This is a genomic window from Xanthobacter luteus (assembly GCF_040049235.1).
GTDB lineage: Bacteria > Pseudomonadota > Alphaproteobacteria > Rhizobiales > Xanthobacteraceae > Xanthobacter.
Map to the genome: position 1 here is coordinate 21,340 of NZ_JBDZDO010000004.1, position 21,024 is coordinate 42,363.

General features: G+C 69.0%; 19 protein-coding genes and 1 tRNA gene. 12 read left to right on the forward strand and 8 right to left on the reverse strand.

The genetic code is table 11. The features are described from left to right. The first annotated feature begins 129 nt into the window (after positions 1 to 129). Positions 130 to 2,052 (forward strand): ATP-dependent zinc metalloprotease FtsH, encoded by a 1,923-nt coding sequence (ftsH, locus tag ABLE88_RS13500; protein WP_348832216.1) that lies wholly within the window; start codon positions 130 to 132, stop codon positions 2,050 to 2,052. A 308-nt stretch (positions 2,053 to 2,360) separates the two neighbouring features. Here ftsH and metW read toward each other — a convergent pair whose 3' ends face one another. The 5 genes from metW to ABLE88_RS13525 all read right to left on the reverse strand — a co-directional run bounded on the left by metW (position 2,361) and on the right by ABLE88_RS13525 (position 8,982). Beyond that, positions 2,361 to 3,047, reverse strand: coding sequence for a methionine biosynthesis protein MetW (gene metW, locus ABLE88_RS13505; RefSeq protein ID WP_348832217.1), 687 nt, complete (start codon positions 3,045 to 3,047; stop codon positions 2,361 to 2,363). Positions 3,048 to 3,052: 5 nt separating this feature from the next. Further along, the gene (gene metX, locus ABLE88_RS13510; RefSeq protein WP_348832218.1) at positions 3,053 to 4,264 is read right to left on the reverse strand and encodes a homoserine O-acetyltransferase MetX; all 1,212 of its coding nucleotides are present in this window, start codon (positions 4,262 to 4,264) and stop codon (positions 3,053 to 3,055) included. A 301-nt stretch (positions 4,265 to 4,565) separates the two neighbouring features. Further along, the gene (locus ABLE88_RS13515) at positions 4,566 to 5,996 is read right to left on the reverse strand and encodes a homospermidine synthase (protein ID WP_348832219.1); all 1,431 of its coding nucleotides are present in this window, start codon (positions 5,994 to 5,996) and stop codon (positions 4,566 to 4,568) included. A gap of 123 nt (positions 5,997 to 6,119) precedes the next feature. Continuing rightward, positions 6,120 to 7,445 carry an MFS transporter gene (locus tag ABLE88_RS13520; protein ID WP_348832220.1) on the reverse strand — a complete coding sequence of 442 codons (1,326 nt, stop codon included), beginning with the start codon at positions 7,443 to 7,445 and terminating at the stop codon, positions 6,120 to 6,122. Between the two features lie 319 nt (positions 7,446 to 7,764). After that, on the reverse strand, positions 7,765 to 8,982 hold the full coding sequence (locus ABLE88_RS13525; protein ID WP_348832221.1) for a polyhydroxyalkanoate depolymerase: 1,218 nt from the start codon (positions 8,980 to 8,982) through the stop codon (positions 7,765 to 7,767). 445 nt (positions 8,983 to 9,427) lie between these two features. On the opposite strand from ABLE88_RS13525, the gene ABLE88_RS13530 reads away from it, so the two are divergent. The 3 genes from ABLE88_RS13530 to ABLE88_RS13540 all read left to right on the forward strand — a co-directional run bounded on the left by ABLE88_RS13530 (position 9,428) and on the right by ABLE88_RS13540 (position 11,544). Continuing rightward, the gene (locus tag ABLE88_RS13530; RefSeq protein ID WP_348832222.1) at positions 9,428 to 10,078 is read left to right on the forward strand and encodes a glutathione S-transferase family protein; all 651 of its coding nucleotides are present in this window, start codon (positions 9,428 to 9,430) and stop codon (positions 10,076 to 10,078) included. 305 nt (positions 10,079 to 10,383) lie between these two features. Next, positions 10,384 to 10,815: a thioredoxin family protein gene (locus ABLE88_RS13535; protein ID WP_348832223.1), complete on the forward strand. Its 432-nt coding sequence runs from the start codon at positions 10,384 to 10,386 to the stop codon at positions 10,813 to 10,815. A 12-nt stretch (positions 10,816 to 10,827) separates the two neighbouring features. After that, positions 10,828 to 11,544: a cytochrome c biogenesis CcdA family protein gene (locus ABLE88_RS13540; protein WP_348832224.1), complete on the forward strand. Its 717-nt coding sequence runs from the start codon at positions 10,828 to 10,830 to the stop codon at positions 11,542 to 11,544. A 33-nt stretch (positions 11,545 to 11,577) separates the two neighbouring features. Here the strand turns inward: ABLE88_RS13540 and recR are convergent, their stop codons facing one another. Further along, positions 11,578 to 12,183, reverse strand: coding sequence for a recombination mediator RecR (gene recR / locus ABLE88_RS13545; protein WP_348832225.1), 606 nt, complete (start codon positions 12,181 to 12,183; stop codon positions 11,578 to 11,580). 488 nt (positions 12,184 to 12,671) lie between these two features. On the opposite strand from recR, the gene ABLE88_RS13550 reads away from it, so the two are divergent. Beyond that, positions 12,672 to 13,136: a Ros/MucR family transcriptional regulator gene (locus ABLE88_RS13550; RefSeq protein WP_510182898.1), complete on the forward strand. Its 465-nt coding sequence runs from the start codon at positions 12,672 to 12,674 to the stop codon at positions 13,134 to 13,136. Positions 13,137 to 13,259: 123 nt separating this feature from the next. Here ABLE88_RS13550 and mog read toward each other — a convergent pair whose 3' ends face one another. Both mog and ABLE88_RS13560 read right to left on the reverse strand, forming a co-directional pair. After that, a complete protein-coding gene (mog, locus tag ABLE88_RS13555) occupies positions 13,260 to 13,793 on the reverse strand; it encodes a molybdopterin adenylyltransferase (protein WP_348832227.1) in 534 nt (177 codons plus the stop codon). Between the two features lie 92 nt (positions 13,794 to 13,885). Then, on the reverse strand, positions 13,886 to 15,634 hold the full coding sequence (locus tag ABLE88_RS13560; protein ID WP_348832228.1) for an ATP-binding protein: 1,749 nt from the start codon (positions 15,632 to 15,634) through the stop codon (positions 13,886 to 13,888). Between the two features lie 240 nt (positions 15,635 to 15,874). On the opposite strand from ABLE88_RS13560, the gene ABLE88_RS13565 reads away from it, so the two are divergent. From ABLE88_RS13565 to ABLE88_RS13595, 7 genes are all read left to right on the forward strand, one after another. Continuing rightward, positions 15,875 to 16,645, forward strand: a complete 771-nt coding sequence (locus tag ABLE88_RS13565; protein ID WP_348832229.1) for an enoyl-CoA hydratase — start codon at positions 15,875 to 15,877, stop codon at positions 16,643 to 16,645. A gap of 180 nt (positions 16,646 to 16,825) precedes the next feature. After that, a tRNA-Leu gene (locus ABLE88_RS13570) sits at positions 16,826 to 16,910 on the forward strand. Between the two features lie 165 nt (positions 16,911 to 17,075). Beyond that, complete coding sequence (locus ABLE88_RS13575; protein WP_348832230.1) at positions 17,076 to 18,281, forward strand: tyrosine-type recombinase/integrase; 1,206 nt, start codon at positions 17,076 to 17,078, stop codon at positions 18,279 to 18,281. A gap of 344 nt (positions 18,282 to 18,625) precedes the next feature. Then, on the forward strand, positions 18,626 to 19,087 hold the full coding sequence (locus ABLE88_RS13580; protein ID WP_348832231.1) for a hypothetical protein: 462 nt from the start codon (positions 18,626 to 18,628) through the stop codon (positions 19,085 to 19,087). Between the two features lie 117 nt (positions 19,088 to 19,204). Next, positions 19,205 to 19,417, forward strand: a complete 213-nt coding sequence (locus tag ABLE88_RS13585; protein ID WP_282638875.1) for a helix-turn-helix transcriptional regulator — start codon at positions 19,205 to 19,207, stop codon at positions 19,415 to 19,417. A gap of 5 nt (positions 19,418 to 19,422) precedes the next feature. Then, positions 19,423 to 19,905, forward strand: a complete 483-nt coding sequence (locus ABLE88_RS13590) for a helix-turn-helix domain-containing protein (protein WP_348832232.1) — start codon at positions 19,423 to 19,425, stop codon at positions 19,903 to 19,905. A gap of 4 nt (positions 19,906 to 19,909) precedes the next feature. Then, on the forward strand, positions 19,910 to 21,016 hold the full coding sequence (locus ABLE88_RS13595; RefSeq protein WP_348832233.1) for a tyrosine-type recombinase/integrase: 1,107 nt from the start codon (positions 19,910 to 19,912) through the stop codon (positions 21,014 to 21,016). The last annotated feature ends 8 nt before the right edge of the window (positions 21,017 to 21,024 follow it).

Here is a 21,024-nt window from a genome sequence, read left to right on the forward strand (position 1 = left end):
GAGGGGGCGCAACCTAGATTAGGGAACGGACGTAGCGGGAATGGCACCTCATCCGCGCCCGGCCGGAGCGATTTCCGGACGGGAAGCAGGATCGGGCGTCGGGCCTTCGGGCGTCCCCAAGAGGGTTCAATGAACGCCAATTTACGTAATTTCGCCCTTTGGGTGATCATCGTCCTGCTGCTGCTTGCGCTGTTCTCGCTGTTCCAGAGCCCTGGCCAGCGCACGAACGCGAACGAGATTTCCTTCTCCCAGCTGCTCAGCGACGTGGACGCGGGCAAGGTGCGCGAGGTGGTGATCGAGGGGCCGAACATCACCGGCACCTATTCGGACCGTCCGGGCAGCTTCCAGACCTATGCGCCGAACGACCCCTCGCTGATCCAGCGGCTCTACGGCAAGGGCGTGCAGATCACCGCCCGCCCGCCGTCCGACAACGTGCCCTGGTTCGTCAGCCTCCTGGTGTCCTGGCTGCCGTTCCTGGCGCTGATCGGCGTGTGGATCTTCCTGTCGCGCCAGATGCAGGGCGCGGGCGGCAAGGCCATGGGCTTCGGCAAGAGCCGCGCCAAGCTGCTCACCGAGGCGCACGGCCGCGTCACCTTCGACGACGTGGCCGGCATCGACGAGGCGAAGAGCGACCTCACCGAGATCGTCGACTTCCTGCGCGACCCGCAGAAGTTCCAGCGGCTCGGCGGGCGCATCCCGCGCGGCGTGCTGCTGGTGGGCCCGCCCGGCACCGGCAAGACGCTGCTGGCGCGCGCCATCGCCGGCGAGGCCAACGTGCCGTTCTTCACCATTTCGGGCTCCGACTTCGTCGAGATGTTCGTGGGCGTCGGCGCGAGCCGCGTGCGCGACATGTTCGAGCAGGCGAAGAAGAACGCCCCCTGCATCATCTTCATCGACGAGATCGACGCGGTGGGCCGCCACCGCGGCGCCGGCCTCGGCGGCGGCAATGACGAGCGCGAGCAGACCCTCAACCAGCTGCTGGTGGAGATGGACGGCTTCGAGGCGAACGAGGGCATCATCCTGATCGCCGCCACCAACCGTCCGGACGTGCTCGACCCGGCGCTGCTGCGCCCCGGCCGGTTCGACCGCCAGGTGGTGGTGCCGAACCCGGACGTGGTGGGCCGCGAGCAGATCCTGAAGGTCCACGCCCGCAAGATCCCGGTCGCCCCGGACGTGAACCTCAAGACCATCGCCCGCGGCACCCCCGGCTTCTCCGGCGCGGACCTTGCCAATCTCTGCAACGAGGCGGCGCTGATGGCGGCGCGGCGCAACAAGCGCATGGTCACCATGAGCGAGTTCGAGGACGCCAAGGACAAGGTGATGATGGGCGCCGAGCGCCGCTCCCTCGTGATGACCGAGGAAGAGAAGATGCTCACCGCCTATCACGAGGGCGGCCACGCCATCGTCGCGCTCAACGTCCCGGCCACCGACCCGGTGCACAAGGCCACCATCATCCCGCGCGGCCGCGCGCTCGGCATGGTCATGCAGCTGCCGGAGCGCGACAAGCTCTCCATGAGCTACGAGCAGATGACCTCGCGCCTCGCCATCATGATGGGCGGGCGCGTGGCGGAGGAGCTGATCTTCGGCCCGGACAAGGTGACCTCGGGCGCCGCCTCGGACATCGAGCAGGCCACCCGCCTCGCCAAGATGATGGTGACCCGCTGGGGCTTTTCGGACCTGCTCGGCCAGGTGGCCTACGGCGAGAACCAGGACGAGGTGTTCCTCGGCATGTCCATGCAGCGCCACCAGAACATCTCGGAGGCCACGGCCCAGACCATCGACAAGGAGGTCCGGCGGCTGGTGGACGAGGGCTATCAGGAGGCGCGGCGCATCCTCACCGAGAAGTCGCACGACCTCGAGTCCCTGGCGAAGGGGCTGCTCGAGTACGAGACCCTCTCGGGCGACGAGATCATCGACCTGCTGGACGGCAAGACTCCCAACCGGGAGAGCGTGATCGACCCGCCGAATCCGCGCGGCTCGGCCATCCCCACCGCCAAGCGCCCCCGCCCCGGCGGCGCCGGCGGCTCCATCGAGCCGCAGCCCCAGGCTTGAGGCTTCATGCGGGGCTCGGCCAGCGCCGGGACCCGGAGACGGAACGAGGACAACGCCCGCTTCGGCGGGCGTTTTCTTTTTCCGCGGACCCTTGGCGCGCGGGGATGCCCCCTGGCAGCGGGGAACGGCGGCGGGGACCGGCGGCGGGGACCGGCGGCGGGTTTTCGATCCGAAAGCCGGCGCCGGGTCCTCCTTCTCCCGGAAGGGAGAGGGTTTCCTCACAAGTCAGGCTTCCCGCGGCGACAGACGAGCAGAGCAAAGGCGGGGCCCGGAGCGGCGGAGGGTCGAACCGACCGCCCAGCCCGCGCTCAGGCGGGCCCGCGCCCGGCGGGCCGCCCGTCCGCCCCCTTGCGCGAGAGCAGGAACACCGCCTGCTCGCCGAGCAGGTTCCACACCCACCAGGGCATGTTCACCCGCACCCGGTGGCCGGAACTGTCCAGCGCCACCGCCTTCTCCATGCGCGCGTCGAGGATCTCCACCAGCGCCACGAAGTCGCGGATGGTGCAGAAATGGATGTTGGGCGTGTCGTACCACGGCACCGGCATGTTCTCGGTCAGCGGCATGCGCCCGTGCACCAAGAGGTCCAGCCGCGAGCGCCAGTGGCCGAAGTTCGGGAACGAGACCACCGCGCGCCGGCCGATGCGCAGCATCTGCTCCAGCACCCAGCGCGGGCGCCGCGTCGCCTGCAGCGTCTGGGAGAGGATGACGTAGTCGAACGCGTCGTCCGGATAATGGGCGAGGTCCACGTCGGCGTCGCCCTGGATCACCGCGAGGCCGCGCGCCACCCCGGCATTCACCCCCTCACGGGACAATTCGATGCCGCGGGCGTCGCAGCCGCGCGTGGTGGCGAGCAGCTCCAGCAGCGCCCCGTCGCCCGAGCCCACGTCGAGCACGCGGGCGCCCGGCGCCACCATCTCGGCCACCACCACCAGATCGACGCGCCCGCCCTGGGAGCGCACCGCGCTCTCGTCGAGGCCGCCTTCGCGCAGGGCCATGGCGCTCACCGCTCCCGCGCCGGCGGCAGGCCGAAGGCCCGCGCCGCGCTGTCGAGGAAGCCGTGGGTGATGGCGAACAGCTCCGGCTCCTCCAGCAGGAAGGCGTCGTGGCCCTTGTCGCTCTCGATCTCGGCGAACGACACGCTCGCCCCGGAGGCGTTCAGGGCATGCACGATGGTGCGCGAATCGACCGTCGGAAACAGCCAGTCCGAGGTGAAAGAGACCAGGCAGAAGCGCGTCTTCGAGCCGGCGAAGGCGTTGGCGAGGACGCCGCCATAGTCGGCGGCGAGGTCGAAATAGTCCATGGCGCGGGTGACATAGAGATAGGAATTGGCGTCGAAGCGCTGCACGAAGCTCTCGCCCTGGTAGCGCAGATAGCTCTCCACCTGGAAGTCGGCGTCGAAGCCGAAGGTGGGCATCACCCGGTCCTGCAGCCGGCGGCCGAACTTGCGGTGCAGCGCCTGGTCGGAGAGGTAGGTGATGTGCGCCGCCATGCGCGCCACGGCGAGCCCGCGGTGGGGCGTCACCCCTTCCGCCAGATAGCGCCCGCCGCGCCAGTCGGGATCGGCCATCACCGCCTGCCGGCCGACCTCGTGGAAGGCGATGTTCTGCGCCGAGTGGCGCGCGCCGGTGGCGATGGGCAGCGCCGAGAACACCCGCTCGGGGTAGCTCGCCGCCCATTGCAGCACCTGCATGCCGCCCATGGAACCGCCGGCGACGCACAACAGCTTCTCGATGCCGAGATGGTCGAGCAGCATGGCCTGGGCGTTCACCATGTCGCGGATGGTGACGAGCGGCATGCCGAGGCCATAAGGCTGGCCGGTCGCCGGATCGGTGGAGGCCGGACCGGTGGTGCCCATGCAGCCGCCGAGCACGTTGGACGAGATCACGAAGAAGCGTTCGGTGTCGATCGGCCGGCCCGGCCCCACCATGGTCTCCCACCAGCCGGGCTTGCCGGTGACCGGATTGGGGTTGGCGGCATGCTGGTCGCCGGTCAGCGCGTGGCACACCAGGATGGCGTTGGAGCGCGCCGCATTGGGCTCGCCATAGGTCTGGTAGGCGATCTGCAGGTCCGGCAGCGCGACGCCCGCATCGAGGCGCAGCGGCGCATCCGCGCCGAAGCGCACGACCGCGGAGTGGGGCTCGTTGACCTCCTGCCGGGCCTTGGCCTCGATGTTCGGCAGGAGGGATGCGTCCTTTGGAACGAACGATGTCATGACCCCCACCAAGCGACGGCGCCGGGTTCCTGTCAAGCGCCGGCGCCGCGCGGCCCGCGCGCGGCGCGGCCGCGCCGAGCCGGCGGAGCCTTCTGGCGGCGCGCGCAAGCGGGGCGGATCACGCGGACGGGCGCGAGCCGCGGCGGACGGCCGGGCCGGCGGCGCCGCCCCGGGCGCGCGCACCGGGGCCGGCGCCCAGGCCCGCCGGCGAGCGCGACGCCATTTTCGCCCCCGCCGGTCCGGCGCATCGAACGGGGGCGCCGGCGCGGGCGGCCCCCGGAACCGTTTGCGCGCGGTCGCCTCAGCGCACGATGATGTTCTTGAACTGCCAGGGATCTTCCAGATCGAGATCCTCGGGGAACAGCTTCTGGCGGCCGGTGAGCGGGGTCCAGTCGGTATAGATGCCGACCATCGGGCCGAGATAGGGCAACTGCACCTCGAGGCAGCGGCGGAAGTCCATCTCGTCCGCCTCGACGATGCCCGCGTTCGGGTTCTCGAGCGCCCACACCATGCCGGCGAGCACGGCCGAGGTCACCTGCAGGCCGGTGGCGTTCTGGTAGGGCGCGAGCTCGCGCGTCTCCTCGATCGAGAGCTGCGAGCCGAACCAGTAGGCGTTCCTGGCGTGGCCATAGATCAGCACGCCCAGCTCGTCGATGCCGTCGACGATCTCGTGCTCGTCGAGGATCTTCCATTTCTCCTGGAAGTGCCCGCCATTGCCGAACATCTCGTGCAGCGACAGCACCGCGTCGTTGCAGGGGTGGTAGGCATAATGGCAGGTCGGCCGGTAGAGCACCTCGGCGCCGTCGCGCACCGTCAGGTAGTCGGCGATCGAGATGCTCTCATTGTGGGTGACGAGGAAGCCGTATTGGGCCTTGGGCGTCGGCGTCCAGGAGCGCACGCGGGTGGCCGCGCCGGGCGAGAGCAGATAGATCGCCGCGCCGCAGCCGGCGGCGTGGGTGCGCCCGTCCGGCGGCAGGGTCTTCTCGTGGGTGCCCCAGCCGAGTTCGGCCGGCTGCAGGCCCTCGGAGACGAAGCCCTCCACCGACCAGGTGTTCCAGAACTCGCCCATCACCTTGGGCTCGCGCGCGCGCTGGGTGTCGCGCTCGGCGATGTGGATGCCCTTCACCCCGAGGCCGCGGGCGAGCTGCGCCCATTCCTCGCGGCTCGCCGGCTCGGGCCGGTCGAGGCCGGTGTCGTGGGCGATGTTGAGCAGCGCCTGCTTCACGAACCAGGACACCATGCCGGGATTGGCGCCGCAGGTGGAGACCGCCGTCGGCCCGCCGGGATTGCGCCGGCGCGCGGCGAGAAGGCTCTCGCGCAGCGCGTAATTGGTGCGCGCGGCGGTATCCATGGTCTCGTCGAAATAGAAGCCCTTCCAGGGCTCGATCACGGTGTCGATGTAGAGCACGCCGAGCTCGCGGCACAATTCCATGACGGCGACCGAGGACACGTCCACCGACAGGTTCACGCAGAAGCCCCGGCCGGGACCGTTGGTGAGCAGCGGGGTCAGCAGATCGCGGTAGCTCTCCGCCGTCACCTCCGCCTGGATGAAGCGGATGCCGCGCGAATCCAGCAGCTTGCGATGGGCGTCCACGGGATCGATCACGACCATGCGCTCGCGGTCGAAATCGAAGTGCCGCTCGATCAGCGGCAGCGTGCCCCGGCCAATGGAGCCGAAACCGATCATCACGATGGGTCCGTCGATCTTGGCGTGGACCGGCCAGTCGCTCATGGCGAAAAACTCCTCGGGTCAGCGCGGGACAGGCGCGCCGGCCCGAAGGGGGCCGGGCGGCGGGCGCACCATGGGAAAAGCCGCACGGCGCGTCAACCGAGGAACCGGAAAAGAGCCGGCAAATCAGGCGATTCCAGCCATCTTCGGCGGCGCCGGCGGGGGCTGGGGCCGGGCCGGCATCTCGTCGATCTTCCACAGAGCGGGAAACAGCCGCACCCAGGCGAGCGCCACCAGGATCGTGCCGACCCCGCCCAGGAGCCCGGCGCCGACCGCGCCGAGCAGCGCCGCGGTGACCCCCGATTCGAACTCGCCCAATTGGTTCGAGGTGCCGATGAAGAGCGAGTTCACGGCGCTCACCCGGCCGCGCATCTCGTCCGGGGTGGACAGCTGCACCAGGGAGGAGCGGATGACGACGCTCACATTGTCCGCCGCCCCCAGCACGAACAGCGCGCCGAGCGAGAGCCAGTAGCTGGTGGAGAGCGAGAACACGATGGTGGCGAGGCCGAACACCCCCACCGCGCCGAACATGGCCGGGCCCACCGCCCGCACCAGCGGCAGGCGCGCGAGCACGAACGCCATCGCCACCGCGCCGGCGGCCGGCGCCGCCCGCAGCACCCCGAGGCCCTCCGCGCCCACATGCAGCACGTCGCTGGCGAAGATCGGCAGCAGCGCCGTGGCGCCGCCCAGCAGCACCGCGAACATGTCGAGCGAGATCGAGCCGAGCACCACCTCGCTGCGGCGGATGAAGGCGAGGCCGGAGAACAGCGTGTCGAGCGAGATCGGCCCGCGCGCGGCCCGCGCCGGCCGGTGGCGCACCAGCGCCATGGCGAGCGCGGCGAGGCCGTAGCACGTCGCCGCCGCGGCGATCGGGACGGTGGGCGCGATGGCGTAGGCAAGCCCGCCCAGCGCCGGGCCGGCGATGGTGGCGGTCTGGATCGCCGAGGACGAGACCGCGAGCGCGCGCGGCAGCAGCTCCGGCGGCACCAGGCCCGGCAGCAGCGCCGACAGCGTCGGGTGCTCGAAGGCGCGCGTGGCGCCGATCACGCTCACCGCCGCGAACAGCGCCGTCACGCCCGCCTGCCCCGAGACGAGGCCCGCCGCCAGCAGCGCCAGCGTCGCCGCCGCGAGCGCCTGGCATACCATGACGATGAAGCGGCGGTCGAAGGTGTCGGCCACCTGCCCCACCACCAGGGTCAGCAGCAGCAGCGGCAGGAACTGGAACAGGCCGACGAGGCCGAGCGCCAGCGCGCTGCGGGTCAGGTCGTAGACCATCCAGCCCACCGCCACCGCGAGCATCTGGAAGGCGAGCGCGGACGCCACGCGGCTGATCCAGAACAGCGTGAAGTCGGAATGGGCGGTGAGGCGCGGGGGATGGGGCGGGACGGCAGCGGAAAGCATCGCCTGCGCATACCGCACGCGAGGTGGGGTGCGGAAGGCCGAATCGCGCATGGCTCGCGCCTGAAGGCCGCGGGCAACCGGCGGTCTTCTGCGCGCGCCGCCGATTTCCATCCGCGCGTCATCCCCCGCCTTGCGCGGGGGATCCACGGCGCGGCCAGGCCGGCGCTCGCCTGTCCAGAGCGGAGCAAGCGGCCCGGTGGATGCCCCGGACGAGCCGGGGCATGACGGCGGCTCGACGAGCGCGCGATCCGATCAAATTGACTCAATTTGATCGGTGAATCGCCCTCTCAATCGATGAAAGAGAACGCGTTGTCCGATCAGCTCGCGGTGCGAGCTGATCGGCGCGTGCTCTAAAGGGAGCCGGGTCCCCTCAGTCGCTGGCGAGGATGTGGTTGCGCACGATGGGGTAGACCTGCCCCGCCCATTTGCGGCCGGAGAACACGCCGTAATGGCCGACGCCCGCCTGCATGTGGTGGCGCTTCTTGTGCGGCCGCAGCGCCGAGCAGATGTCCTGCGCGGCGACCGTCTGGCCGAGCGAGCAGATGTCGTCGCGCTCGCCCTCCACGGTCAGCAGCGCGGTGCGGCGGATGGCGCGGAAGTCGATGGGGTTGCCGCGGTAGGTCAGCTCGCCCTTGGGCAGCTTGTAGTCCTGGAACACGTACTGGACGGTCTCCAGGTAGAAGTCGGCGTCCAGGTCGAGGACCGCGAAATATTCGTCGTAGAAGGTCTTGGCCGCCTCGGCCTTCTCCACCTCGCCCTCGGCGAGGTGGTTGTAGAGCTCCATGTGGGCCTTGAGGTGCCGCGTCATGTTCATGGAGACGAAGGCGGTGAGCTGCATGAAGCCGGGATAGACCCGCCGCCCGACCCCGGGAAAGCCCCGCGGCACCTTGGAGATGAGGTTGCGCTCGAACCACTTGATGGGCTTCGAGGTGGCGAGCTTGTTGACCACCGTGGGGTTGACCCGGCAGTCGATCGGGCCGGCCATCAGCGTCATGGAGGCGGGGGTCGCCGGGTTGTTTTCCTGCGCCATCACCGCGGCCGCGACCAGAGCCTGGACGCAGGGCTGGCACACGGCGAGCAGATGCGCGCCCGGGCCCAGGTGCTCCAGGAACTTGATGATGTGCTCCACATAATCGTCGAAGGCGAACGGCCCCTCGGACAAAGGCACGTCGCGGGCATTGTGCCAGTCGGTGATGTAGACGTCGTGGTCGGGCAAAAGCGTCTTCACGGTGTTGACCAGCAGCGTCGCGAAATGGCCGGACAAAGGCGCCACCACGAGCACGCGCGGCTGGGCGATCTCCACGTCCTTGCGGAAGCGCAGCATGGTGCCGAAGGGCAGGACCTTGGTCCGCTCCTCCACCACCTGGACCTCGCGGTTGCCCACCTGCACCGAGCGGATGCCGAAATCCGGGCGGCCGTGGGTGAGGCCCGCGCGCTCGATCATCTCGTAGGCCGCCGCCAGATGCCGCAGGCCCGCATGGCCGTAGCCGTTGACCAGCGGGCCGGTGAGGGTCTGACGCGCCAGGCCCGCGATGAGGCGGAGCGGCTCCATGAGGTCCGCCCGGGTCTGATAGGCGAGATACATCATGGCCGCCGGCGCTGGCACGCCACGCGGCCGAGCCGCCCGGCGCAGGTGGACGAGGGGGAAAGCTCAGGCATGTTCTTGAAGAACCCTTCTGTTCCGCGCCTTCCGGAAAGCCGGCGCCCCCCGCGGACGTCGGAACCTTAAGTTATTGTCGCAGGGCCGCTTTCGATCTTTTCAGCGACCCTGGGAGGTAGTAGCAGTTCCAGCGATATTGAAACGACGCGTGATGCAATGCAACACGCAACCAAACCGATCAAGTCGTCATCACCCGGTTTTCGGGCGGATGCTTGGATCGGTCCGCGCGAAGACGGGCGGGTCTGCTTGCCGCATGAGCAGATCAGCGAATTCGTGCTCAAATTTTGAGGCTTGAGCCGGCGCGGCTTCGGGTGGTTCACTCGGGCCGGGCCGGCGGAAACCACAAGGTCGGGACGGAAGGCGCGCGGGAACAATGGCAACGCTCACCATCTCCAGCAAGAACTACTCGTCCTGGTCGCTGCGCGGCTGGCTCCTGTGCAAGATGGCGGGGCTCGTCTTCGAGGAGGAGCGCGTACCGGTGGACGATCCGGACGCCAAGGCGGAGCTGCTGCTGCTTTCCCCCTCCTTCCTGGTGCCGCGCCTGGTGCACGAGGGGGTGACGGTGTGGGACACGCTCGCCATCGCCGCCTATCTCAACGAGGTGTTCCCCCAGGCCGGCCTGCTGCCTGAGGACCGCGCGGCGCGGGCGCATTGCCTGTCGATCTCGGGCGAAATGCATTCGGGCTTTGCCAACCTGCGCTCGGCGCTGCCGATGAACATCAAGGCGCGCTATCCCGGCTTCAAGGTGTGGGCCGGCGCCCAGGCGGACATCGAGCGCATCGTCGCCATCTGGCGCGGCTGCCTCACGGCCCATGGCGGGCCCTACCTCATGGGCCAGCACGCCACGCTGGCGGACGCCATGTATGCGCCCGTCTGCTCGCGCTTCGCCACCTATGACGTGGCGCTCGACGCCCCCTGCGCCGCCTACCGCGACCTGATCATGGGCTCGCAGCACATGCAGGAGTGGATCGCGGGCGCCCTCGGCGAGCCCGAGGAGCTCGAAGAACTGGACGTGGAGTTCTAAGGCCGGCGCCGCCGGCGCCCGGAAGGACGCCGCCGGACGGGGCCCCGGCGCCCCCCCGCTTTCCTTGCGCATAAATTTTGTGCACGATTGCGGGCTGGACCGGGGCTGGCCCGGCCCGCCGAAGGCGTGGGCGCCGAAGCGGCGCCGCGCTGGCGCCCCGCGCGCGTGCGCCTTGCATAAGAGCGTCCTGCCTTAGACCGCCTTATGGCCGCGGTCACGTTCGCGTGAGCGCGTAACCTTCCCCGCGGTCCAGCCGAATGGGTATGTCGGCGCCGTTTCCGAGCGCTCCTTGGCAAGAGGTTCACATGCCCCGTCGTGTCCTGATCGTCGCGCTCGCAGCTGTCTTCCTGACCGCGCTGTTCGCGGTCGGCGTCGCCGTCGCGGGCCCGGACGGCGCTGCCGTCAGGGCCCAGGAACTCGGCGCCAAGCCGTTCTCGCCGGAGGCCTTCGCGGCGGCCAAGGCCACCGGCAAGCCGGTGCTGGTGGACGTGTTCGCCCCCTGGTGCCCCACCTGCCGCGCCCAGCGCCCCATATTGCTCGAGCTCCGCAAGGATCCGAAGTTCAAGGATCTCATCATCCTCGAAGTGGACTTCGACACCCAGAAGGAGGCGCTGCGGGCCCTCAAGGTGCAGAGCCAGAGCACGCTCATCGTCTTCAGGGGCGAGACGGAGAGAGCCCGCTCGGTGGGCGACACGCGCAAGCCCGCCATCGAGGCGCTCCTCGACAAGGCGCTGTGAGGCGCGCCGTCCGTGGGAACGCTGCTGCTCGCGCTGCTCGCCGGCATCCTCTCCATCCTGTCGCCCTGCGTGCTGCCGCTCGTTCCCATCGTGCTCGGCGCCGCCACCGCGGAGCATCGCTTCGGCCCCGTGGCGCTGGCGGCGGGACTTGCTCTGTCCTTCACCGCCATCGGCCTGTTCGTGGCCACCCTCGGCTTTTCCATCGGCCTCGACGCCGGCTTCTTCCGCATGGTGGCGGCGCTGCTGCTGATGGCGCTCGGGCTCGTGCTCCTGCTGCCGCCGCTCCAGACCCGGCTCGCCACCGCCGCCGGGCCCGCCGGCCAATGGACCCAGGAGCGGTTCGGCGGCTTCTCCACGTCGGGGCTCAACGGCCAGTTCCTGGTGGGGCTGCTGCTCGGCGCGGTGTGGAGCCCCTGCGTCGGGCCGACCCTCGGGGCGGCCTCCGTGCTCGCCGCCCAGGGGCAGGATCTCGGCCAGGTGGGCCTCACCATGCTGGCCTTCGGCATCGGCGCGGGCCTGCCTCTGGTGCTGCTGGGCCTGCTCTCGCGCGAGACGCTGATGGGGGTGCGCAACCGCCTGCTCGCCGCCGGCAGGAACGCCAAGGCGGCGCTGGGGGGCCTGCTCGTCGCGGTCGCGCTGATGATCCTCACCGGGCTCGACAAGCGCCTGGAAACGGTGCTGGTCGATCTCTCGCCGGCCTGGCTCACCGAACTCACCACGCGGTTCTGAACCCCTTCCCGCGCGCAGGCGCTGGCGCGCTCCTCACATCCGGGTGCGGGCGCGGATGGCGGCCGAAAGCGTGCCTTCGTCCAGATAATCGAGCTCGCCGCCCATGGGCACGCCCTGGGCGAGGCGGGTGACCTTCACCGGCAGATCGCGCAGCAGATCGGTGAGGTAATGGGCGGTGGTCTGGCCGTCCACGGTGGCGCCCAGCGCCAGGATCACCTCGGCGACGCCGTCCTGGTGCACCCGGTCCACCAGCCTGGCGAGGTTGAGGTCCTCCGGCCCGACGCCGTCGAGCGGCGAGAGCACGCCACCGAGCACGTGGTAGCGCGCGTTCAGCACCCCGGCGCGCTCCAGCGCCCACAGATCGGAGACGTCGGCGACCACCACCAGCACAAGCGGGTCGCGGGTGGTGTCGGTGCAGATGCTGCACGGGTCGCGCACGTCCACATTGCCGCACACCCGGCACTCGACGATCTTGCCGAGCGCGTCGGTGAGCGCCGTGGCGAGCGGCGCCATGAGGCCCTCGCGCTTCTTGATGAGGTGCAGCGCCACGCGCCGCGCCGAGCGCGGCCCGAGCCCCGGCAGGCGGGCGAGGAGCTGGATCAGGCGTTCGATCTCGGGGCCGGCGACGGCGCGGGGCATGGCATGTTCCGGCCGCGCGGGGGCGCGGCGCTCGAGGTTCCCAGCCGTCGCATGTAGCGCGTGCGCGCGCCGGCGCCAACGCCCTTGCGCCGCGCCCGGGCCGCGCGTCTGGGCCGGGACCGCGGCGCGGGAAAAGAGTTTTGTCGCGGTGCGTCGCATTTGGGCCCGTGCGGGCCGTGTTCCCGTTCCGATGGTTGCGGCGAGCGCAAGATCAATTTCCGGTTCCGCACGCCCCAGCGGAAATTCTTCCGCGAATCAGCCGATTTAGGCTGGGACACCGGCTGATGCGGGCGCCGCAATGCGGGGGGGCAGAGACATAGAGACGGGATGATTGCTGCTGGGGCAAGAGTTCATCGGCGATGGTCAGTTTTGAGAAATCGTTTGGAAAATAGAAAATTTGCCTTAATACAGCCGCTGTGAAACAATTGTGTTGAATCGGTACCGACTGCTCAGCCTCGGCTGAGCAGGAAATGCAGAAAGGGATACCCGTGAGCGAAACGGCCACCACCGCCCAGGCGCCCAGCCATATCGACTTCACCGCGGACATCGTCGCGGCGTATGTCAGCAACAACAGCGTCTCCGCGGCCGAGCTTCCGGCTTTGATCGAGGCGGTGCATCGCGTCCTCGGCCAGCTCGGGACGCCGGCCGCCCAGCCGGTCGAAGAGCAGAAGCCGGCGGTTCCGATCAAGAAGTCGGTCACCCCCGAATACATCATCTGCCTGGAAGACGGGAAGAAGTTCAAGTCGCTGAAGCGGCACCTGCGCACCAGCTACGGCATGACGCCGGAAGCCTACCGCGAGAAGTGGGGCCTGCCGAAGGACTATCCCATGGTCGCCCCGGCCTATGCGGCGGCGCGCTCCGAGCTCGCCAAGAACATGGGCCTCGGCCAGAGCCGCAAGAAGGCCCCGGTTCCGGCGAAGAAGCCCGCCCGCCGTCGCGCCGCGGCCGCCTGAGGGCGGCCCCGCCGGCAATTCGGCATCGGACAGTCCGAACGCCCGGAGCGCGCCGCGCCCCGGGCGTTCGCTTTTGCGGCCGGGCGCCTGCCGCTTCGGCCGGTCCCGCCGCGGCCGGCGGGGTCAGGCGCCGGCGGGACGAAACGCCGCGACCACCTCGGCATGGGTCTCGATGCGCGCCGCGCCGATCAGATCGAGGCAATAGGGCACCGCCGGAAACACCGCATCGAGACAGACCGCGATCGAGGCCGGCTTGCCCGGCAGGTTGACGATCAGCGTCCGGCCGCGCACCCCCGCCTCCTGCCGCGAGAGGATGGCGGTCGGCACCGCATTGAGGCTGATGCGCCGCATCTGCTCGCCGAAGCCGGGCAGCGGCTTCTCCACCACCGCCGCCATGGCCTCGGGCGTCAGGTCGCGCGGCGCCGGGCCGGTGCCGCCGGTGGTGAGCACCAGGTCCAGCCGTTCCACGTCGCACAGGAAGAGGAGCGTGTCGCGCACGCTCTCGAGGCCGTCCGGGATGATGCGGTAGTCCGCCGCCCAGGGGCTTGAGAGGGCGCGCCGCAGCCACGCCTCGATGGCCGGGCCGCTCTTGTCCTCGTAGGCGCCGGTGCTCGCCCGGTCGGAGATGGTGAGGATGCCGATGCGCGCCTGTGCCATGAGCGTTGCGTCCGTCCGGATGTGCGGGGCCGGCCGCGAGTGGTGGCCCCGCCGGGCGCCAAAATCAAGCGCCGCCGCGCCCGTCCAACGAATTAACGGGCGCGCGCCGGGGCCTGGCACGCGCCCCCGCCGGCCGGGTCGGGCTCCGGCGGCGGCACGTCGAGCGCCCGGAAGATGGCGCAGCGGCGGAACACCTCGAGGCTCGGCGGCGCCCCCTTCTGGGCGCAGAACTTCGCCACCAGCTTGGCGAGCCCCTTGATGTCGCGCCCGCTCGCCTGCGGGAACTGGCGCACCAGCGCCTCCACCAGCGCGCCGGAGAGATCGAGGCCGAACTGCTCGGCCATCACCCGCCAGATCTTGCGCCGGTCGTCCGCGCCCGGCGGGTGATACTTGATGAGGGCGATGCAGCGCGAGACGATCGCCTCGTCGATATCGTCGACGCGGTTGGTGGTGAGGAACAGAAGGCCGTTAAAGTATTCGAGCACGCGCAGGAACACGCCCACCACCGCGTTCATGGTGAGGTTGTCCTGCCGGCGCTTGATGTAGACGTCCGCCTCATCGATCAGCATCACCGCGCCCCACCTCTGGGCGCGGGTGAGGGCATCCTTCAGCGCCTGCTCCATCTGCCCCACGTCGAGCCCGAGCTGGCCCGAATGCACGCGGTAGAGCGGGCGGCCGATGATCTCCGAATAGACCTCGGCGGTGAGCGTCTTGCCGACCCCGGGCGGGCCGGCGCACAGCACCGTGGTGCCGCCCGACTTGCCGGCCACCACGTCGTCCATCAGCGTGTCCATCTCGGCGGTGAGGATGTCGATGAGGTCGGTCTGCTCCGGCGGCAGCACCAGCTTGGTCTTGATCTGCGGCTGGTATTGGTAGGGCGCGATGTTGTCCACGTGCACCCACAGATGATGGTGCAGTTCGAGGTGGAACATCAAGATCAGCGGATGGATGGGCAATTGGGTGAAGCAGCCCTTGGGGATCGCGCTCTGGGCCTCCTTCAGCGCCTCTTCCGTGTCGCGGTCGAAGAAATTGTACTTGTCCGCGCGCTTCACCAGCTTGTCGAGGATGAAGCCGGAGGAATCGAGGCCGAGCGCGCGCGCGCCGAGGATCTCCTCGTCGTTCACCAGGCGCGCCGTGCCGCCCGAGGAGGAGAGCACCACCACGGACTTGCGCGCCCAGTCGGTGTCGCGCCGGCTGGAGGTGGGGTCCTCGGCGAACAGGCCGGTGCCGACCCCCGAGAATTGCGCGCCGTAGCGGGCGCGCCAGTCGAAATAGCGCGCCGCCTGGGCATCGAAGGCGGCGATCAGCCCGTCGCTTTCCTTCAGCCAGCCCTTGGCGGCGAGCAGGCCCGCCGCGGTCTTGCCGGTGAGGTCGCGGGCGCGGATCAGCAGCTGCTCCACGGCCACCTTGCCGCGGCTGTTGGCCTTCAGCTCGATGATGATGCGCCCGGCCTCCTCCTCGCCCGGCGGGGTGTAGTCGATGCGGGTCACGAGATAAGGCTGCGGCTTGGCGGCGGGGCTCATGTGGAACAGCCAGCCGCGCCGTGCATCGCGGATCAGATAGAGCGCCAGCGCCGGCGCCAGGTCCTCGAGCTCGTCGGGCCCGAAGCGGCGCCCCTCGGCGCTCAGCGCGCCGGCAAGGCTCGCCAGCTGCTCGGCCTGCCCGCCGGCGCCGCCGGCTTCGGCGAGGAGCGCGGACAGGCGCGCCACCTCGTGCGCCGCCAAGGCGTCGAGCCCCACCTCGATGCGCGAGGAGAAGCGCGCCTGGTCGAGCAGCGGCGCATGGGCCGGGAAACTCTCGACGAGGGATTCCACCACCAGGCGTTCGACGATGAGCTTCATGACCCGCTGTCCTTGCGCCCGGCGGGCCGCGCCGTGTCGGGAGCGCGACACTTTGGCGGCGTCGCGACAGGCCGGCAGCGGCGCTCCCGCCTCCTCCGGCCCCGCAGCAAGAACGGGGCCGCGCTCCGGCGTGCCCCGCCGGGGTGGCCGGGTCGGTCCGGGAGTTGCTTTTCCTTTTCGCCGTCTCGCTCTAAAGCCATGGGGCCCGCCGCGTCACGGGGCGGGGATGGGAGGCACAAGATGGCTTACGAGACGATCCTGGTGGAGCGGCACGAGCGTGTCGGGCTCATCCGTCTGAACCGGCCGCAGGCGCTGAACGCGCTCAATTCCACGCTGATCGGCGAACTCAACGCGGCGCTCGACGACTTCGAGGCCGACCGCGGCATCGGCTGCATGGTGCTCACGGGATCGGAGAAGGCCTTCGCCGCCGGCGCCGACATCAAGCAGATGCAGGACTATTCCTATCCCCAGACCTATCTCGACGACTACATCACCTCCTGGGAGCGCCTGTCGCGGGCGCGCAAGCCGGTCATCGCCGCGGTGGCGGGCTTCGCGCTCGGCGGCGGCTGCGAGCTCGCCATGATGTGCGACTTCATCCTCGCCGCCGACACCGCCAGGTTCGGCCAGCCGGAGATCAAGCTCGGCGTCATGCCCGGCTCCGGCGGCACCCAGCGCCTCACCCGCTTCGTGGGCAAGTCCAAGGCCATGGAAATGTGCCTGACGGGCCGCATGATGGACGCCGCCGAAGCCGAGCGCGCCGGCCTCGTCTCGCGCATCGTGCCCGCCGCCGACCTGGTGGCCGAGGCGCTGAAGGTGGCGAAGACCATCGCCGACATGTCGCTGCCGGTGGCCATGCAGACCAAGGAGAGCGTGAACCGCGCCTACGAGACCACGCTCACCGAGGGCATCCGCTTCGAGCGGCGGGTGTTCCAGTCGCAGTTCGCCTTCGCCGACCAGAAGGAGGGCATGGCCGCCTTCGTCGAGAAGCGCCCGCCGAACTTCGCCCGCTGAGCGCGCCGCGCCGCCCTTTCCCCGTGGCAGGGCGGCGGCGGCGCCGCCGCGGCATGGGGGCAGATCCTCCGAAGGCGGCGCCGCCGCGGCCACCAATGTCGTTGGAGCGCGGCGTTCGGCCGTTGACAAGGCCCGCACCCGCCCCTTATGAAACGCGCTCCCTCGGCCCCGGCCGCGGGGGCCCAGGTGGCGGAATTGGTAGACGCGCTGGTTTCAGGTACCAGTGGTGAAAGCCGTGGAGGTTCGAGTCCTCTCCTGGGCACCATTTACCCTTTCGAGCGGGTCCAAAAAGCTCCGAAAACCCTTGCAAACGCTGAATTCCCCGGTGCTGCAGGTTCCGGGGGCGTCTGGGGGTATCCGTTGGCAGCCGGCAAAATTGGGGGTATTTTTGGGGGTATCGGCAACGTACCCCCACTGACGGCGCGCCCCAATGCCCCTGACCGACACGGCCATCCGGAACGCCAAGGCGGCGGACAAGCCCTATAAGCTGGCGGACGGGGCCGGGCTTTACCTTCTCATCAATCCCACCGGCTCACGCCTGTGGCGGCTGAAATACCGCATCGAGGGGCGCGAAAAGCTCCTCGCCATCGGCCCCTACCCCGACGTGTCGCTGGCCAAGGCCCGCGAGCGCAGGGAGGAGGCCCGCAAGCTCATCGCCGATGGAGCCGACCCCTCGGCCCTCAAGAAGCAGACGCGAGAGGAAGCCAAGGCCGCGCCGGGCAACACCTTCCGCGCTGTGGCCGAGGAGCATCTCGCCAAGCTCACGCGAGAGGGGCTTGCCGATATCACGCTCGCCAAGCGGCGCTGGCTGCTGGATTTCGCATACCCCCATTTCGGCGACCGGGACATTGCGACCGTCAGCTCGGCTCTGGTCCTGGAGGCCTTGCGAGAGATCGAGGCCAAAGGCCACCATGAGACGGCGCGGCGGATGCGCTCCGTCGTCGGCTCGGTCTTCCGCTATGCCATCGCCACCGCCCGCGTCGAGAACGACCCGACCTTCGCCCTGCGTGGCGCCCTGACCACGCCGAAGGTTCAGCACCGATCGGCTGTCACCACCGCGACCGAGCTGGGCAAGCTCCTCAAGGCCATCGACGGCTATCGGGGGCAGCCGGCGACCCGCGCCGCGCTGCGGCTCATGCCGCTGTTATTTCCACGCCCCGGCGAACTGCGCGCCGCGCGGTGGACCGAGTTCGACCTCGACAAGGCAATTTGGTCCATTCCGGCCGAACGCATGAAGATGCGCCGGCCCCACCGCGTCCCGCTGCCACCGCAAGCCGTGGCCATCCTGCGCGACCTTCACGCGCTCACGGCAGATGAGGATTTCGCCTTCCCTAGCGTCGGCGCGGCGAAGAAGCCGATCAGCGAGAATACCCTCAACTTTGCCCTGCGCCGCCTCGGCTTCGGCCCCGACATCGCCACCGCCCACGGCTTCCGCGCCACCGCCTCGACGCTTCTCAATGAAAGCGGGCGGTGGAATCCTGACGCCATCGAGCGCCAGCTCGCACACGCCGAGAACAACGAGGTGCGCCGGGCGTACCTGCGGGGCGAGCATTGGGAGGAACGGGTACGGATGATGGCGTGGTGGGCGGATCATCTGGACGCGCTGCGGGAGCAGGCGGGCCTTGCCACTCCATGAGCTGACTGCTTCGGGCGGTGCACGGCTGCGCCGGACATCGTTGGATTTGGTGCGCGTTAGACGGAAACTATGCCAGCGAATCAACTGGCGGTGCGGCTATGTCCGATCTGGAGCGTTGGCGCCTCGTAAAGCAGTTCACGGTTTATCAGGCCGCTCTTCTGAGCCAAGGTTATGATCCTGCGTCTCTGCATGGGGTCGGTTTTGAGCGATGGCCCTCAGTTGTGCGTCACAATACGCTGCCTGTAATAAATGCTCTGAAGCACGCGGTATTTGATGGCCGAATTCCATTAGCCCGATAAGTACATTATGATTCATTTGGAAATGATATCGATTTTTCGGAAAGCTTGATCCATAGCAGTGGTGTACATAAATGGTATTTTCGAGAGGGCGTTTTTGATGATTTTTTCAGGATCAAACCCAAGCCCGCTCATCAGGTCGATGATCCCCGCGGACTGTTTTATGCGCCCAAGCTGGCAGCGGCGAATGCTGCGTGGCGGGCGGTGACGGCCGATCCCAGACGCCTGCGCGGCAAATCAGTAAAGCAAGCCTTGCAGGAGTGGCTCGAAGAGCATGCTGCGGAATATGGACTTCTCCATAAGGGGAAGCCGAATGCCACCGGCATTGAGGATATCGCGAAGGTCGCGAACTGGCGGCCCAACGGGGGCGCGCCAGCTACCCCTGGGGATTTACCGGAGCCTAACGGAGGGTTTGGTGAAACCATCCCTCTAGATCAGGAAAACACCACCTCGGGTTCCCTCGGTCCCGACCTGGATGACGAGATACCCTTCTTGTCGCCTTGGGGCTAGGTTGGGCTCATTTAGACCATTGAGAAGCCAACGTTTTTTTTAAATCCGCCCGGCTATTTTGCCGGCGGCGGCGCGCCCATCCTTCCGTCCATATCCACTCGGACCCGGATGGAACCGATGAGCGCGAACGACACGACGACCCGCCCCTCTCTCCTGCGCCTTGAGGCCGTGAAGGCCCGCACCTGCCTGAGCCGCAGCACCATTTACGCCTATATGCGGGAGGGACGTTTCCCCCAGCCCGTGGCCCTGACCGAGCGATGCGTCGCCTGGATCGAGGCCGAGATCGACGGCTGGATTGCCGATCGCATCGCCACGGGGCGGCGGGGGTGACGGGGATGCGCGCCCGCAAGCCGCGCCGGTGCTCGCCGCAGAGGGTCAAGCAGGGCGTCTCTTATGAGGTCTCCGAAGTCGCCAAGCTCCTCGGCATCCACCGCAACACGGTGCGGCGGTGGCTGAAGGAGGGCCTGGTGGCGATCGACGACCGGCGCCCCCTCTTGATCCACGGCTCGGCCCTCAAGGCCTTCCTCGCCAAGCGGCGGGAGATGAGGCGGCACACATGCCGGCCCGGCGAGTTCTATTGCTTCCGCTGCCGGGAGCCGCGCGCGCCATGGGGCGGGACGGCGGACCTGTCCTTCCGCAATGAGAAGGTCGCGCGCCTCGCCGCCCTCTGCGCCTGCTGCGGAACGCCCATGCACCGCACCGTGCGGCGGGCCGATTTGCCGGCCCTCGCCTGCCTGATCGATCTGCACACGCTGGCGCCGGAACGAATGAAGAGTTGTTCCGACCCCAGTGCAAACCGTGCTTTCGAGGAGGTATGACGCGATGACGAGACTGAACCCGTCCAATGAGCGCCTGAAGCGGGATTATATCCGCTATCTGAAGGAGGCCAAGGGCAAGAGCGAGGCGACGCTCGATGCGGTGCGCAAGGCCCTCGCCCGCTATGAGGCGTACACGGCGGGAAAGGACTTCAAGACCTTCCGCCGCGAGCAGGCCATCGGCTTCAAGGCGCGCCTCGCCGAGACCGAGGGCGTGCGCACCGGCGAGGCATTGAGCGCATCCACGCAGGCGACCACGCTCACCGTGCTGAAGGACTTCTTCACCTGGCTGTCGTGGCAACCCGGCTTCAAGTCCAAGGTCCACATGGCGGATATCGACTATCTGTCGCCCTCGAACAAGGATGCGGCGCGGGCCAAGGCGGCAAAGCTGCGGGCCTTCCCCAGCCTCGAACAGGTGCGCGCGGCCGTTGCCGCGATGCCGGGGGAGACCGTGATTGACCGGCGCAACCGCGCCCTTGTCGCCTTCACGCTCCTGACCGGCATCCGGGACCGCGCGATGGTGTCACTGTCGCTCGGCCATGTGGACACGTCCGGCAAGACCCCGGTGGTGGCGCAGGACCCCAACAGCGTCGAGACCAAGTTCGCGAAAGCCATCGTCACCTATTTCTTCCCCGTGGGCGACGACCTCGCCGCTATCGCTCTCGCGTGGATCGAGGAGTTGCGCACGGTCCACCTGTTCGGCCCGGCCGACCCCCTCTTTCCCCGCACGCGCATGGGCCTTGGCGAGGGCGGCGGCTTCGCGCCGGTGGGCATCGAGCGGGCGCACTGGAGCGACGCCTCCCCGGTGCGGGAGATTTTCCGCAAGGCCTTCGCGCGCGCGGGCCTGCCCTACTTCCCACCGCACGCCTTCCGCCACACCCTCGGCCATCTGGCGCAAACCATGTGCCGAAGCCCGGAGGAGCTGAAGGCCTGGAGCCAGAACCTCGGCCACGAAAACATCGCCACCACGCTCACCTCCTACGGGCGAATCGATCCCCACCGGCAGGGGGAGGTGACGGGGCGGATGGGGCGGGGCGGGGGAGCTTCGGACGATGCGGCCCTTGTGGAGATAAGCGCCATTCTCACTCGGCGAGGCCTCCTCGCTCCGGCTTGACACCGCCG

Excerpts from the sequence above, each read along its gene's own strand:
- ftsH (WP_348832216.1), top strand. The coding sequence starts at position 130 with ATGAACGCCAATTTACGTAATTTCGCCCTTTGGGTGATCATCGTCCTG.
- metW (WP_348832217.1), bottom strand. The coding sequence starts at position 3,047 with ATGGCCCTGCGCGAAGGCGGCCTCGACGAGAGCGCGGTGCGCTCCCAG.
- metX (WP_348832218.1), bottom strand. The coding sequence starts at position 4,264 with ATGACATCGTTCGTTCCAAAGGACGCATCCCTCCTGCCGAACATCGAG.
- ABLE88_RS13515 (WP_348832219.1), bottom strand. The coding sequence starts at position 5,996 with ATGAGCGACTGGCCGGTCCACGCCAAGATCGACGGACCCATCGTGATG.
- ABLE88_RS13520 (WP_348832220.1), bottom strand. The coding sequence starts at position 7,445 with ATGCGCGATTCGGCCTTCCGCACCCCACCTCGCGTGCGGTATGCGCAG.
- ABLE88_RS13525 (WP_348832221.1), bottom strand. The coding sequence starts at position 8,982 with ATGATGTATCTCGCCTATCAGACCCGGGCGGACCTCATGGAGCCGCTC.
- ABLE88_RS13530 (WP_348832222.1), top strand. The coding sequence starts at position 9,428 with ATGGCAACGCTCACCATCTCCAGCAAGAACTACTCGTCCTGGTCGCTG.
- ABLE88_RS13535 (WP_348832223.1), top strand. The coding sequence starts at position 10,384 with ATGCCCCGTCGTGTCCTGATCGTCGCGCTCGCAGCTGTCTTCCTGACC.
- recR (WP_348832225.1), bottom strand. The coding sequence starts at position 12,183 with ATGCCCCGCGCCGTCGCCGGCCCCGAGATCGAACGCCTGATCCAGCTC.
- mog (WP_348832227.1), bottom strand. The coding sequence starts at position 13,793 with ATGGCACAGGCGCGCATCGGCATCCTCACCATCTCCGACCGGGCGAGC.
- ABLE88_RS13560 (WP_348832228.1), bottom strand. The coding sequence starts at position 15,634 with ATGAAGCTCATCGTCGAACGCCTGGTGGTGGAATCCCTCGTCGAGAGT.
- ABLE88_RS13565 (WP_348832229.1), top strand. The coding sequence starts at position 15,875 with ATGGCTTACGAGACGATCCTGGTGGAGCGGCACGAGCGTGTCGGGCTC.
- ABLE88_RS13575 (WP_348832230.1), top strand. The coding sequence starts at position 17,076 with ATGCCCCTGACCGACACGGCCATCCGGAACGCCAAGGCGGCGGACAAG.
- ABLE88_RS13585 (WP_282638875.1), top strand. The coding sequence starts at position 19,205 with ATGAGCGCGAACGACACGACGACCCGCCCCTCTCTCCTGCGCCTTGAG.
- ABLE88_RS13590 (WP_348832232.1), top strand. The coding sequence starts at position 19,423 with ATGCGCGCCCGCAAGCCGCGCCGGTGCTCGCCGCAGAGGGTCAAGCAG.
- ABLE88_RS13595 (WP_348832233.1), top strand. The coding sequence starts at position 19,910 with ATGACGAGACTGAACCCGTCCAATGAGCGCCTGAAGCGGGATTATATC.